The sequence below is a fragment of the Methanoculleus sp. 10 genome (assembly GCF_913757945.1).
In the GTDB taxonomy this organism is placed as follows: Archaea; Halobacteriota; Methanomicrobia; order Methanomicrobiales; family Methanoculleaceae; genus Methanoculleus.
In genome coordinates, this window is the sequence record NZ_CAJYDP010000013.1 from 22,009 (window position 1) to 36,189 (window position 14,181).

Below are 14,181 nucleotides of genomic sequence, written 5' to 3' on the forward strand. Positions count from 1 at the left end.
TTCGCACCAACGCGGTCGCGAGCATCAGAAGAGGTTAATAATAGAGCCTCACGCGGAAGTCCGTGCAGGGTGCGTGAACGGGGTTACCCGGTGCCCGGGAGCGGGCGGACGGCGCCCCCGCACCAGGAGCTCCCTCCGCCCGCACCCCCCGGTGCCTCACCGGGGAACCGCCTTATACTCCTGTAGCAGGGCGTCGGCGTACGCCTCTTTCTTCTTTGTCGGTATGTAGTTGAAGGCCCCGGCCCTTCTCAGGAGCTCGGCGCGAATCGCGGCATCGTCCGCGAGATGCAGGTCCCGCACGCCGTCGATGATCATCTCAAGCTGGTTGATGCCAGTCGGCTTCCCGTCCACGAGGACCGTCTTGATCTTGATCGCCTCCGGCTTGATCCCGCCGCATATGGTGCAATAGTCGCCTTCCTTCTCGTTTGTCACGTTCCTTCACTCCCCCGGATCATCGTAAGCGACATCTTGAACCGAGTGATGGCGGAGAGGGCGTGGGGGACGTTTGCCGGGAAGATGATCGTCTCCCCCGCGGTCATCTGGTGCGTCTCCCCCGCGATCCAGACCTCGCACTCGCCGTCGAGGATAGTCACCACCGCGTCGTAAGGCGCGGTGTGCTCCGAGAGCCCTTCGTCCTCGTCGAACGAGAAGAGGGTGATGCTCCCTGATCGGTTGTTGATGACCATCCTGCTTGCCACGGTCCCGTCCTGGTAGGCGACGAGATCCGGTAGCCGGAGGACCTTCCCCTGTAACTCTGCACGTTTCTCTTTAGCCATTGGTACACCAACCTCTTCTTTACTCTGACGTCCTTCGCTTATCTACTCTTCTCATTTCCCCCGTCCATACACGAGTGCCCCGTCCACCGGGCAGACCTCCGTGCACCGGCCGCAGAGGTAGCACTCGCCGAGGCGGGCGGATGGGTCTGCCTCCCCGGTCGGGCACGCCCGCTCGCACTTCCGGCATTTTATGCAGGCGTCCGTCCGCCGGAGCCGGTAGAGGGCCCTTGACGCCGCGGGGGCGAGGAGGGCGCCGTACGGGCAGACATAGCGGCAGAACGGCCGATAGACGACGGCGGAGAGGAGGACGATCGCAAGGAAGACGAAGAACGATACGCCCGCGATCGCGAGGTGGAAGAAGGCCGGGAGGCCTATGAGCGCAAGGAGGTTCACCGAGAGCCCGAGAGCGGCGACGAGGAAGATGATGAAGACGCCGGCCCGAACCACCACCGGGGCTCGGCTTTCGGCGCGGCCGCGCTTCTTTGCCGGCACAAGATACATGAGTTCCTGGACGGCTCCCGCCGGGCAGACCTGCCCGCAGATGACCCGGCCGAATACGAGGGCGAGGGCGATGAAGGCAAGAAGTCCGCCGATTGCCGCAGGAAGCGGCGACCCGAGGGCCGCCGCGTTCCCGAGGACGACCATCTGCAGCTGGTAGGGGAAGACCGGCGCGAAGACCAGGAACCCGAGGAGTACCGAGACGATGAGGAACGGCAGCGCACGCCGCCGGGTGAACCGGCCGGAGTACCAGAGCCAGGCGAGGGCGGCAAACGCGAGGAGGCCGTAGATGAATCCTGCGGCCTTCGGGATCGATTCGATGACCATTGCGTCCTCAGAGCAGTCTCGTCCCGGTCGTCGGGCGCGGGACCTTCACCACGAGCACCTTGAAGGTCTGATCGCTCTCGTTCATCCAGCGGTGCGGTATCTTTGCCGGGCTGTCGACCAGGTGGTCCTTCCCGACCTCTGCGCGCTCGTCGCCGATCTCGACGATCCCGGTCCCCTCGAGGACGTAGAAGAAGACGTCCACCGGGGTTATGTGTTTCTTCAGCGATTCGCCGGGCGCAAGGGTGATCACCACCGCAGTCGCGTGCTCGGTGTCGTAGACCTTCCGGGCGTCGACGTGGTGGGGGTTTGCACCGATCGGTTCTTTTGCTACATCAACAATCTTCATAGCGTTCATCTCCAGATTATACGAGTCTCTCGCAACATTTAACCTTTGTAGTTTGTCCAGTAGTTCGCGAGGCACTCCCGCCGCCTCCGTTCCTGTCGGCGGGCCCGCATCTCCGGGAAGGTCGGCTCGGTGCTCTGGACCGCCGGGCAGTAGGGGCAGAGGGCGAACGCCACGTCGTCGGCCTTATCCCTGACCGGGCAGAGGTAGGCCCCCTCCCACTCGTCGACGATCTGCCCGCCGGGGAACGGGGTGCCGACGGGGTGGGCGGGTTCTGCGAGGACGAACATGGTGAACCCGGAGAGGAGGTACTTCAGGTAGAGGTACTTCGGGTCCTTCTCCCGCGCCTTTGCGGCACAAGCCTCTGCCACCATGGCGGCGTAGCCGCCGAGCGCCGGGTCCGGGGGCTCGTCCATGCCGGGGCCGGAGCCGTTCCGGGCGAGGAGGACGAGCTGGTGGTGCGCTGCAAAGATCTCCTCCCTGACGCTTGCAAGGAGGCGGTCGCGGTAGTCCTCCGGGAGGTTCGCGACCTTCCGTTCGAACCGGGCGTTCATCACCTCAAGGTCGTGCAGGTCAAACGCCTTCATCTCGCCGGCGATGATCTGGAGAAGTTCTCCCTTTGTCGCCGCCCCCTGCATCCGGCGGCAGGCCGCCCGGATGGTGTCTACCGGTACCGATCCTTCGCGGGCGTCCTCCACCGCATCATCCCCAGCGAAGGGGTCGATGATGAGAGAGCAGGCGTCGTCCGGGCCGGTGCCGGGCTGGCCGCGGCCTTCCCGGCCGATGAGCCGCAGGAGATGGTTCAGAAACACGCGGAGCCGCATGATGTCACCCGAGTTCTTCAGAGGATATGGGATGTTGAGAGGTTTAATCCTGGTGTAACTCCCAGAGTAACAATATGGACGACCTGATCCGGAACCTGTTGACGCTCGGGCTGACCGAGTATGAGGCAAGGGTCTACGCGGCCCTCGTCGGGATCGGCGAGGGGAGCGCCCGCCAGATCCACGAGGCGAGCGGAGTCCCCCGCCCACGGGTCTACGACATCGCCGAAGGGCTGGCCGGCAAGGGGTTCGTCACCGTCCGGCGGGGGAACCCGCACGTCTACATCCCGGCCGAGCCCGCCGTCGTCGTCCACCACTTAAAGAGTGCCGCCGATGCCGCGGCGACGGCGGCGGTGCAGGGCCTCGACGCCCTCTCGCTCGATGCCCGGTCGAAGAACTCGCCGATATGGTACGTGCAGGGGGAGTGGAGCATCCGGCGCCACGCGGAGTCACTCGCCGGGGGCGTCACCCGCGACCTTGCGGTCGTCTGCCTGGACTACGGGCAGATCGGGGAGTTCGCCCGGTTGATCGCCGATACGTCACGGGACCACCCGGTGAGCGTCCTCCTCCCGAACGGGAGGCGCGGGATCAGAAAACCGCTCGGGAACGCGTCCCTCCACGTCCCGCAACCCTTCTGCGCCTTCTTCCAGGAGAACATCTTCGAGAAGGTCTACTGCGGGCCGATCCCGGTGGACGGGTCGGCCTTCCTGCTCGAGTACATCTTCATCGCCGACGACCGGGTCTGCATGATCGTCTACCGTGAGGACGGGGTCAGGAACGCCGTCGTGATCACCCTGCCGTTCATCACCTGCGTCCAGAGGCAGTTCGTCAACAGGATGATCGCGAGCGCAGAGAGGATCGAAGGGTCGGACGGGGGCCTGTAACCCGCCGGGTAACAGGGGGTGGAGAGAGGGGGGTGGGCGACCTCATATCCCGAGTTTCGCCCGCTTCTCCTCGATGTGCCCGACGATCCCCTCCACCGCCTCATCCGCGTCCGTCTCGATGCGGAGCACCCCGCCGGTGATACCGGGGAGGTCCTCCGTGAGGAGTTTGACGAGGTCCGGCCCCCCGGTGACCGTCGGGACCGGGTTGACGTAGGTGTAGAGACCGAGCGCGAGCGCAAACAGGGCGTCGATCGTCGCCTTCTGCTCCATGTACTCCGGTGCGGCGACGGCGACCGGGAGGTCCGGGAGGGGGACGCCGCCGAGGGCGTCGGAGATCGAAGAGAGGAGGTCGGCGCACCGGCCGGTGTCGGTGCAGGTCCCGAATCCCAGCACCGGCGGCACGCCGAGCGCCGTGCAGAGCCCCTTGAGCCCCGGCCCGGCCTTCTCTTTCGCCTCCGGGGAGCAGAGCCCGGCGACCTGGAGGGCCGCGACCCCGCAGCCCATCCCGAGGACCAGGATGTCGCGGGCGATCAGGTTCTCTGCGACCGCGACGGTGTGGACGTCCTGCCCGGAGTCGCGCAGCGTGGTGCAGGAGACGAGCCCCACGACGCCCCGGATGGTCCCGTCCTTGATGGCGGAGAGGAGCGGGTCGAGACTTCCACCCAGTGCGTCGACGATACTCTCGGGGGCGAACCCGACCACCGCCTCCCGCACGGGGAGGCCCCGGATCGGCTCTATCGTTTTGTGCCGCTCCCTGAAGTTCTCGATCCCCATCTGGAGGAGGGCTGCCGCCTGCTCCTTTGCCTCCTCCGGGACGTACTCGAGCCGCTCGCCCCCACCCTCGAAGACCACGACTTCGCTGACCGGGATCAGTTTGAAGTGGTACTTCTCGGCGTAGAGGGGGTCGAGCGGGAGCGAGCAGTTCATGTCGGCCGCAAAGACATCCACCGCTCCGGTGGCGAGCACCGCCTCCTGCATGATCCAGTTCCCCGTGTAGCCGTAGAAGACGTCGTCCATCTCCCGGCGCTGGATCAGTTCCTGCCCGGTCTCGATGTTCGCGATGACCCGCAGGCCCTTCGCTCCCGCCGCCCGCGCCTTCTCCTGCCATTCATTGGTGCGGGCGAGGTCGATGAGGGCGAACCCGAGGAAGGGCTCGTGACCGTTCGGGAGGATGTTAACGTAGTCGGGGTCGAGCACCCCGAGGTCGACCCGCATGGGGTGCGGGCGGGGGATGCCGTAGAGGATGTCCTGGATGTACTCAAGCACGATCTGGCTCTGGTAGGCCATCGCGACGCCGAGGCGCATCGCCCGCATGGCGTGGCTCGCGAACCAGCCGTCGACGTTCGTCAGGGTGGAGGCGGTATCGACGATCGTCTCCCCATAAATCCCGCCCGGGAAGAGGTTGAGTCTCCTCCAGACCTCTTTTCGCTCCGGCGGGGCGAGCCGCTCCACGATCCGGCTCGGCTCGTGGGTGAACCGGTGGAAGTCCTCCTCGACGAAGTCGCAGAGTCTGAGGGCTACCTCGGCGTCGCTCCCGCCCGTATCGATCCCGAGCCGTTCTGCAAACGTCCGGAGTTTCTCAGGCTCAGCGATGGAGAAGGGGGTTTTGCCCTCGGCAGTCGCCCGCAGGGTCCTGACCGCCTGCGTTGCGTGGTAGTGGTAGTTCGACGCTCCCATGACGTTTCGCAGCAGCATCATCCGCATCGCCATGCCGTCGGCGCTGATCCCGCAGACCCCCCGATGGTTCCGGCTCGCGTCGGCCCGGCAGGGGCCGTTTGAGCAGAAGTCGCACCGTGCCCCCGCCTGGCAGAAGGCGCACCGCCGGTCGGGGTCGGTGCCGAGGCCCTGGGCCTCGTAGCGGTCCCAGACGTTGGACATGCCGTCCTTCTTGAGCCGTTCGTAGACGGTCCGGACCGAATTGTGGTAGGATATCCTGTTGCTCTCCATGGTCATACGGGCAGGTAACCGGACCGGAGCCGTAAAAAAGTATCGATGCGGCCTACCCTTCCTCGATATACCGCTTCAGCGCCACGGCGTTGTTGTGCTCCTCGTCTTTGGCGGCGTAGAGGAGCGTGACGGTCCCGTCGTTTGCCTCACGCTGGAGCCGGGAAAGCAGTTCCTTCTTGTCCCCAAGTTCAGCCCGGTAGCGTTGCAGGAACTCTTCCCACTTCGCCGGGTCGTGCCCGAACCACCGGCGCAATTCGGTCGTCGGTGGAGGAGAGAGGTAGAACCCGGTTTTCCAGGCTTGTCTCGGTACTGGACCGTGGTGGCTATCGCCACGGGGGGGGGACCGGGGGGGGGGGCTCGTCCCCTCCCCGGGCAAAATGATACCTTCCGTCCCTCTCCGGCATCCCCCACCCCGCCCGCGCTTCCTGGAGGGGATACTCATACCCCGCCCGCTTCCTTCCTCCTCCTTCCCCGTCCTCCCGGGGGGAGTGCCGTCAGGGGTGGTGCTGGCGGTGGTTTTTCGGGAGAAGGGGAGGCAGCCCGGACCCGACCCCGGGATCTCCCCGTGCAGTGGACCGTGGTGGCTATCGCCACGGGGGAGGGACCGGGGGGGCTCGTCCCTCCCGGGCAGCCCACGTCCCTCCGGCAGCCTCGGGGCAGGGCGCCTGCGGCCTCCTGGCGATAGCCGGGGGTGGGACAGTCATGGCGATAGCCGGGGGAAGCCGTGCCCCGGGTTCCCCCGTGCAGTGGACCGTGGTGGCTATCGCCACGGGGGGGGACCGGGGGGGGTCTCCCCCTCCCGCAGGTGTGAACCTACGTCCCTCTCCGGCAGCCCCCACCCTGCCCCGCCTGGCTCCTCCCCCTGCAGTCCCGGGGGCGGGGAATATGGCGATACCTGGTGGGAAGCCGTGCCCGGGGGTTTCCCCGTGCAGTGGACCGTGGGAATATCGCCATGGGGAGGGGACCGGGGAGGGGACCCCCCTCCCGCAGGCGGGGTGCCCGCACGTTCCTTCAAAGCCCCCGGCCCCCGGGGGGGGCAGTACGTGGGATACCCGGGAAAAGCCGTCTCCCGGGATGCAACCCCCCGGATAGTGTGAAAAAGATGCTACTCTCCTCCGTTGAGAGTGCCGGTAATTGAGAATCGTTGCACTACCCTTCTTCGATATACTGTTTCAGCGCCACGGCGTTGTTGTGCTCCTCGTCTCTGGCGGCGTAGAGGAGCGTGACGGTCCCGTCGTTTGCCTCACCCCGGAGCCGGGAAAGCAGTTCCTTCCTGTCCTCGAGTTCAGCCCGGTAGCGCCGCAAAAACTCCTCCCACTTCGCCGGGTCGTGCCCGAACCACCGGCGCAGTTCGGTCGTCGGCGCAAGGTCTTTCTCCCACCGGTCGATCCTCGCCTCCTCTTTCGAGATGCCCCGCGGCCAGAGCCGGTCGACGAGGACCCGGAGCCCGTCGTCTGCTGAGGGTTCTTCATAGATCCTTTTCGTGCGTATCATGGGCGGGGGATACGGCGGGCCCCTACTTAACCCTGTCTCCCGGAGTAACCGGACCCATACGATGGAGGATTTCCGCCGGCAGGGCTTCTCCAGCGTCGGAGGGCAACCCTGCGAAAGGTATATCATGCTTGCTTCCATCTCCCCGCCCCGTATGACGAGACTGGAAAGACTCCTGATCCTCACCCTGGTGATAGGGTGCGTAGCCCTCCTCTCCGGGGTGGTCGCCCAGGATGGGTATGGGTACGACACAACTGCGACGCCGACAGCGAATGTGACACCGGCTGCCGAAGCAAACGTTACGATCACGTCGCCGGAGGAAGGTGCCACCGTTGCTGCCGGGAACGTGACGGTTACGGTGAACCTGACGAACTTCACGCTGGTCGAACCGATCAACCAGTCGAACGCACCCGGTGAGGGTCACCTGCACTACTACCTCGATGCCCCGATACCGACGAACGCGAGCGCTCCGGCTATCCCCGAGACCGGTGGCTATGTCATCTCCACGAACACCTCCTACACCTGGGAGAACGTGACGCCGGGCGAGCACAACTTCTCGGTCCAGGTGGTCAACAACGACCACACGCCGATCATCCCGCTCGTGTACGATACGGTCAACGTGACGGTCGGCGGGAACGTGACCGGGAACGCGACGGTGGTGAACCTCACCGCAGAGAACATCGCCTTTGATACGGACACCATCACGGTGCCTGCGGGGGCGAACGTGACCGTCCACTTCGTCAACAAGGATGACGGCATCCCCCACAACTTCGCGGTCTACGATAGTTCCCTCCGGTCGGAGCAGATCTTCGTGGGCGATATCATCACCGGGCCCGCCGAGACGAACTACACCTTCACGGCTCCCTCAGAACCCGGGACGTACTACTTCCAGTGCGACGTCCATCCCTCCATGAACGGCGATTTCATCGTAGAGTAACGGAGAACGAACCGGTGTGAGAAGGGCGGGACAGTTCCCGTTCTTCCTGCCCCCTTTCCCTCGCAGAGATCCTCCTGATCCGGGAGCCGGCAACCGCGCCGTCTCGCTCCCGGCATACGGAATCGGGGCCATCAGCGGGCTATTTCAGCCGAAAGAGGTTTTTTGGGGCTGAAATGGCAAACCCTGCGAAAGGTATAATATGCTCGCTTTCATTCCCTGCCCCGTATGCAAAGATTGGTAAGACTCCTTACCCTCACCCTGGTGATAGGGTGTGTAGTGCTCTTCTCCGGGGCGGTCGCCCAGGTGGAGAACGCCGGCAACATGACCAACCAGACAACAGGACCACAGACGGCGGAGGGAGTCCCGCCGGAGATCACGCAGTATGCGGCCGACTGGCCGCTCCCCAACAAAGACTACGAAAATTCCAGGGCAACGACCGAAGCGTCAATCGACAAAGGCAACGTCCGCGATCTATCGATCGCCTGGACGTTTAATATCACCGCCAACGGCACCTTCGGCGGCGCGAGCAGCAACCCCATCATCATGGGGGAGACCGTATTCTTCCAGGACCTTCATGCCAACATCTACGCCCTGAACCTCGCCGATGGTTCGGTGAAATGGGAGAAGGTCTACAACAACACCACCGTGACCGGGCCGAACGGGCCGGCGGTCGGGTGGGGCAAAGTCTTCGTGGCAGGCGATCCGTTCTCGATCGCGGCGCTGAACGTATCGAGCGGTGAAGAACTCTGGTCGACGCAGCTCATCAACACCTCGGCCGTGGCCGGGGAGGTCATCGGTGAGGGCATCGATATCCAGCCTACGGTCTACGACAACTTCGTCTACACCTCGACGGTCCCCGGCCGCGGCGATGTCTTCTACCGGGGCGGGGCTGTCGGGTACCTCTACGCCCTGGACCAGGAAACCGGGAAGATCGCGTGGAACTTCAGCACGGTCGACGACCCGGTGAGCATCTGGGGCAACCCTGACATCAACAGCGGCGGCGGGGCCTGGTATACCCCCGCCGTGGATACGGAGACCGGCATCGTCTACTGGGCCATAGCAAACCCGGCACCGTTCGCAGGGACCCCGGAGTTCCCGAACGGCGCAAGCAGGCCCGGCCCGAACCTCTACACCAACACCATGATGGCGCTCGACCACGCGACCGGGGATATGGCCTGGTTCACCCAGGTGCTCCCGCACGACCTCTTTGACCACGACCTGCAGATCGCACCGATCCTTACCGGTGCCAACGTCAGCGGCAAGGACCAGAACGTCGTGCTCGGCGCCGGGAAGATGGGCAGGGTCTACGCCTTCAACCGTGACTCCGGTGCCATCCTCTGGATCGCCGACGTGGGCAGGCACGAGAACGACCAGCTTGCGGTGCTGCCGCCCGGCAACACCACGGTCTACCCGGGAGCGCTCGGGGGTGTCGAGACCCCGATGGCCTACGCCAACGGCACGGTCTACGTGCCCTACGTCGACCTTTACACCAACTGGACACCGGTAAGTTCGCTCTCGATAGGTGTCAAGAACGCGCCCCAGGCTGAGATCCAGCCGTTCACCGAGGGGACGGGTGGACTTGTGGCCATCGAGGTCGATACCGGCAAGATCCTCTGGGACAGGAAACTTGATTCCATCAATGTGGGCGGCGCGACGGTCGTCAACGACCTGGTCTTTACGGCGACCTTCGACGGGACGATCTACGCCTTCGATGCGATGACCGGCGAGCAGGTCTGGAACTTCACCGCTCCTGCGGGTATCAACGCCTGGCCCGCGGTGGCAAACGACACCATCATCTGGCCCTGCGGCGTCGGGGGCACGCCCCAGGTCATCGCCCTACGGCCAGGGGGTATGGGGAACGTCACCCCGACCCCGACGGTGAACGTCACCCCGACGATGACGGCGAACGTGACGCCCACCCCGACAGTGAACGTGACGCCGACACCGACGATGAACGTCACCCCGACCCCAACAATGAACGTCACCCCGGTCGCCGGGGCGAACGTCACGATCACGTCGCCGGAGCAGGGTGCCAGCATCGCTGCCGGGAACGTCACGGTTACGGTGGACCTGACGAACTTCACGCTCGTCGAGCCGGCCGGCCAGGCGAACGCTCCCGGTGAAGGCCACCTGCACTACTACCTTGACGCCCCGATACCGACGAACGCGAGTGCTCCCGCCATCCCCAGGACTGGTGGTTATGTCGTCTCCACGAACACCTCCTACACCTGGGAGAACGTGACGCCGGGTGCGCACAACTTCTCGGTCCAGGTGGTCAATAACGACCACACGCCGATCATTCCGCTCGTATACGACACGGTCAACGTGACGGTCAGCGGGAACGTCACCCCGACGCCGACAGTGAACGTGACTCCGACACCGACGGTGAACGTCACCCCGACACCGGCGGCGGCCGGGAACGCGACGGTGGTGAACCTCACCGCAGAGAACATCGCCTTCGACACGGACACCATCACGGTGCCTGCGGGGGCGAACGTGACCGTCCACTTCGTCAACAAGGATGACGGCATCCCCCACAACTTCGCGGTCTACGACAGCAATCTCCGTTCCAAATCCATCTTCGTGGGCGAGATCATCACCGGGCCCGCCGAGACGAACTACACATTTATGGCCCCCTCAGAACCCGGGACCTACTACTTCGAGTGCGACGTCCATCCCTCCATGAACGGTGATTTCATCGTGCAATGATGCAGGGCAGGATTGGTATGCGGGGACGGGGATAACCCCGTCTCTCCTCTCTTTTGCGCCTGTCCGGCGCTACACCAGTTCGTGCCTGCGGAGGAACTCCCGGATCTCGCGTGACTCCACCCAGCCCCTGTCGAGCCGCCTGACAAGATCATTGATCCGCCAGACCTGTTTGCGGATCCGCTCCGACGCCTGCTCGTCATCCATGAGTTCCGCCGTAGCGAGGATGACCTGCAGGGGCAGGCGGATGTGATCGCCGAGGACCGCAAACTGCTCGATGTTCTGCTCGATCTGGGTGAACGCCTGGCGCCGCATCTCCTCAAAGCGTCTCTGCTCGGTGATATCGTAGGAGATCACCGCGACCCGCACCACGTTCCCTTCCGCGTCGGCGACGGGGAAGAGGGAGTTGTAGAGGACCATCCCCTCCCGCTCATCGACAAACCGGACCGGCCGGCTCGTCGAGAAGACCTCCCCGACGATCTCCCTCCGTCTCGCGGCGACATCCGAGGGGAAGTAGTCGAATATCGATCTGCCCATGAGTTCCTGAACGCTTCCTCCGAACCTCTCGGCAGCCACCTCGTTCAGGATGAGGATGGTGCCGTCTCGGTCGATGAGCATCACTGCGTTTGGCGATGCGTTCATGAGCGCCCGGAAACGGCCTTCACTCTCTATGATGGCGGCTTCAGCCCGCTTGCGCTCACGGATGTCGATCCCGATCCCGACACGCGTATCGTCGGAGAGGCGGATGTTGGCCCAGGCGGTTTCGATGACGGAGCCGTCCTTTGCGGTCAGCAGGAGGTCGCGCCACCCCGGTTTCAGCGACCGCATGTAGTCGCGGGCCATCTTCCGGTACTCGGGGTCGGGGAAGAACCTCGCCACCAGGTCACCCCCGGCCCCGTCCTCCTCCGACCAGCCGAACACCCTCTGGATCTCGCGGTTGAGGCGGAAGAACCTGATATCGGGGTCATAGATCGTGATCATCACCGGGATGGCGTCGATGATCCCCTGCAGGAGTTCCTGCTGGTGCTCCAGCGCCTGCCGGGACTGCTTCTGTTTGGTGATGTCCATCGTGACGCCGACGGCCCGGACGAAGCCTCCCGCCTCATCCCTCTGGACATCGCCACGGGACTCGAGCCAGACGACGGCTCCCGTGTCGGGGCGGATGATCCGGAACTCGGTGTGGTAGAGGCCGCTGTGCTCTTCTTCGGCGCGCAGGCGGTCGATATCGTCGGGGTGGACCAGCGCCAGCCTCTCCTCGGGCCGGGCGAAGGGCGGCCGGCCGTAGATCCCTTCAAAGTCGCCGCTGATCCTGAGCCGGCCGGCGGCGGGCTCCCAGTCCCAGGCGATCATCCTCGCGGCGCTGAGGGCAAGCTCGAGCCGCTGCTGCTGGAGGCGCAGTTCCTCTTCCATCCGTTTCCGGTCGGTGATCTCGGTGCTAACGCCTCCAAGCAGGTCTTTTCCGATGGGAAAGTTGGAGGAGATGTAGTAGCGGTTGTTCCAGAAACTGTGCTCATACTTCTGCCCGACGCCTGACGCCATGATCTCCCGCGACCTCGCGATATACTCGGCCATCACCCCCGTGCCAAGGAGTTCGGTGATACGTCTCCCGATGATCTCGTCCAGCCTGCCGAGGTCGCGCCGTGAGACGGGGTTTGCGTCGCGCAGGATCCAGTCCACGATCTCGCCGTGCTCATCGCGGACCATCTCATAGATCTCGACGGAGTCGCTTGAATTCTCAAAGAGTCCCCGGTATTTCTCCTCGCTCGCCTGCAGTTCCTCTTCCATCCGCTTCCGGTCGGTCACATCGGAGAGGACTGCTACTGCATAGCGCATGATGCCGCTCTCGTCGTGGATGGGAGCGGAACTGACGTTTATGTAGATCCAGGTGCCGTCTGCCCGGAGGATCCGGATCTCCTCGTCCCTCACCACCTCCCCGCTGGCAACCGACCGGGCAATCGGCCACTCCTCGGGCAGGTAGGGCCGCCCATCAGGACGAAGCCCGCTGAATGCCCTGATGTCGCGCGGCATGTCGGGTCGCCCCCACATCCTGCGTAACTGCTCGTTGTAGTGGATGAGCCTTCCCGACGGGGCTTCGGCGATGACGACGCCCTCGGGCATCTGTTCGATGATGGCTTGCAGCAGGGAACGCTCCTCCTCAACTCTTGCAAGGAGCCGGTCCTGCTCTGTGCTCTCCGGGAGCGTCGGGTGCTCCGGCGGCCGCTCCCGGATCAGCCACCGCTTCTCCCCGGCGCCACAACCGGCGGCGGTGATCGCGACCCTGACCGGGGTGCCGTTCCGGGAGCGCAGGGTTGTCTCCCCCGATACGCACGCTCTCCCGGCACGGAGGTCCGCGAGCATGCGAGCGATATCCGGTTGAGCATCGGGGTGACAACACGCCGCAAGGAGCGTGCCCGCCAGCGGCTCCCCGAGGAGGGCTGCTGCCGCCGGATTGGCGTCGACGATCCTGCCGTCTGCGTCCGTCACCACGAACCCGTCGGGGGAGGACCCGAGGAGATCCCGGAGTTGCTGCCGCTCCTCCTCCGCCCGGGTTGCGGCTGCGGCCAGATATTCTGCAGCGCGGAGAAGGTCCCCCGGGTCTGCCGGCACCTCCCGGGTGAGTTCGCCGATACGCTGCCGGACGGCCTGAATCTGCTGGTCCAGAGGTGTTTCCTGCATATTTCCTCACACTTTCGCCGGCGGATCGGCCGGCCCGGGTGAGCTGATGGAAGGACGACCCGCCGGAAAAGAATATTCTGGGCATCGCCACAGGGAGGTCTCTCACCACTGAAGCGGGGATCCGGCGTGCCGGACCCCCGCCCTTGCAGGCGATGCGTCACGATTCAGGGATCGCAACTGCAGCTTTTACCATCTGATCGGTGATATATGTTCCGGGATCACCCCCCGGGCGAAGGCGCCCGGATCCCCGGAACGCCTTCCCGGGGCTGCACCGGCTCCTGCGCACGGAGAAGAACCGGCAAGGCCGATCTCGTTGTAATCCGGCTCCTGCTCGCCATCGCGGGTCTCCGGCGCACCGGGGCAATTTCAGGGAGCACTCCACGCCGCCTCCGCTAAGAGGAGTTGCTATACCCATCCGCTGAGCTTCCGCGCTCTTCGCGGCAGCGCGTGAGGTGACAATCCATACCGGGACCCGCAAGGTAAGGTGAAACGGTCTCATACCCGTACGTCTCGCTCCGCCCCCCGCCCCACCCTCTCTTCGTGGGGGGGTGCCCATACGTTCCTCTCCGGCCTCTCCGCGGGGATACCCGTATGGCGCTTTTCCGGCATTTCCGTAGGTGGGTACGTGTAAGTTCCTCTCTGAAGCCCCATCCTGCCCGCCCCGCCCCCGCCCGGGATTCTTCCTGTGGGGTATTGAGCATCGCTGCCATGGTGCTGAACGGGGCCACGATAGCGATGCTCGACAGCCTCATGCTTCTGGTCCCTGCGGATACGC

Annotated in this window: 12 protein-coding genes; 3 read left to right on the forward strand and 9 right to left on the reverse strand. The window is 64.8% G+C overall.

Features of this window, described 5'->3' with window-relative positions:
• Window positions 1–156: 156 nt before the first annotated feature.
• Genes QZ408_RS14085 through QZ408_RS14105 form a run of 5 tightly spaced genes read right to left on the reverse strand, consistent with a single transcriptional unit; the run spans window position 157 to window position 2,768 of the window.
• Window positions 157–432: an NAC family transcription factor gene (locus tag QZ408_RS14085; RefSeq protein ID WP_292492488.1), complete on the reverse strand. Its 276-nt coding sequence runs from the start codon at window positions 430–432 to the stop codon at window positions 157–159.
• Window positions 429–776 (reverse strand): cupin domain-containing protein, encoded by a 348-nt coding sequence (locus QZ408_RS14090; protein WP_292492491.1) that lies wholly within the window; start codon window positions 774–776, stop codon window positions 429–431. Before QZ408_RS14090 ends, QZ408_RS14085 begins: the two co-directional genes overlap by 4 nt.
• 51 nt (window positions 777–827) lie before the next feature.
• Window positions 828–1,601 (reverse strand): 4Fe-4S binding protein, encoded by a 774-nt coding sequence (locus QZ408_RS14095; RefSeq protein WP_292492493.1) that lies wholly within the window; start codon window positions 1,599–1,601, stop codon window positions 828–830.
• Between the two features lie 7 nt (window positions 1,602–1,608).
• The gene (locus QZ408_RS14100) at window positions 1,609–1,947 is read right to left on the reverse strand and encodes a cupin domain-containing protein (RefSeq protein ID WP_292492496.1); all 339 of its coding nucleotides are present in this window, start codon (window positions 1,945–1,947) and stop codon (window positions 1,609–1,611) included.
• Between the two features lie 38 nt (window positions 1,948–1,985).
• Entirely contained in the window at window positions 1,986–2,768 is a 783-nt protein-coding gene (locus QZ408_RS14105) for a DUF2115 domain-containing protein (protein WP_292492498.1), read from the reverse strand.
• Between the two features lie 74 nt (window positions 2,769–2,842).
• On the opposite strand from QZ408_RS14105, the gene QZ408_RS14110 reads away from it, so the two are divergent.
• Entirely contained in the window at window positions 2,843–3,649 is an 807-nt protein-coding gene (locus QZ408_RS14110; protein WP_292492499.1) for a helix-turn-helix domain-containing protein, read from the forward strand.
• Window positions 3,650–3,691: 42 nt separating this feature from the next.
• On the opposite strand, the gene cooS is transcribed toward QZ408_RS14110, so the two are convergent.
• The 3 genes from cooS to QZ408_RS14125 all read right to left on the reverse strand — a co-directional run bounded on the left by cooS (window position 3,692) and on the right by QZ408_RS14125 (window position 7,090).
• A complete protein-coding gene (cooS, locus tag QZ408_RS14115; RefSeq protein ID WP_292492502.1) occupies window positions 3,692–5,602 on the reverse strand; it encodes an anaerobic carbon-monoxide dehydrogenase catalytic subunit in 1,911 nt (636 codons plus the stop codon).
• 46 nt (window positions 5,603–5,648) lie between these two features.
• Window positions 5,649–5,849 carry a DUF488 family protein gene (locus tag QZ408_RS14120; protein WP_292492504.1) on the reverse strand — a complete coding sequence of 67 codons (201 nt, stop codon included), beginning with the start codon at window positions 5,847–5,849 and terminating at the stop codon, window positions 5,649–5,651.
• Between the two features lie 896 nt (window positions 5,850–6,745).
• On the reverse strand, window positions 6,746–7,090 hold the full coding sequence (locus QZ408_RS14125) for a DUF488 domain-containing protein (protein ID WP_292492508.1): 345 nt from the start codon (window positions 7,088–7,090) through the stop codon (window positions 6,746–6,748).
• Between the two features lie 151 nt (window positions 7,091–7,241).
• Between QZ408_RS14125 and QZ408_RS14130 the strand changes: the two genes are divergently transcribed.
• Both QZ408_RS14130 and QZ408_RS14135 read left to right on the forward strand, forming a co-directional pair.
• On the forward strand, window positions 7,242–8,024 hold the full coding sequence (locus QZ408_RS14130) for a cupredoxin domain-containing protein (RefSeq protein WP_292492511.1): 783 nt from the start codon (window positions 7,242–7,244) through the stop codon (window positions 8,022–8,024).
• A gap of 225 nt (window positions 8,025–8,249) precedes the next feature.
• A complete protein-coding gene (locus QZ408_RS14135; RefSeq protein ID WP_292492514.1) occupies window positions 8,250–10,733 on the forward strand; it encodes a PQQ-binding-like beta-propeller repeat protein in 2,484 nt (827 codons plus the stop codon).
• 69 nt (window positions 10,734–10,802) lie between these two features.
• Here QZ408_RS14135 and QZ408_RS14140 read toward each other — a convergent pair whose 3' ends face one another.
• Complete coding sequence (locus QZ408_RS14140) at window positions 10,803–13,406, reverse strand: PAS domain S-box protein (RefSeq protein WP_292492517.1); 2,604 nt, start codon at window positions 13,404–13,406, stop codon at window positions 10,803–10,805.
• Between the last annotated feature and the right edge of the window lie 775 nt (window positions 13,407–14,181).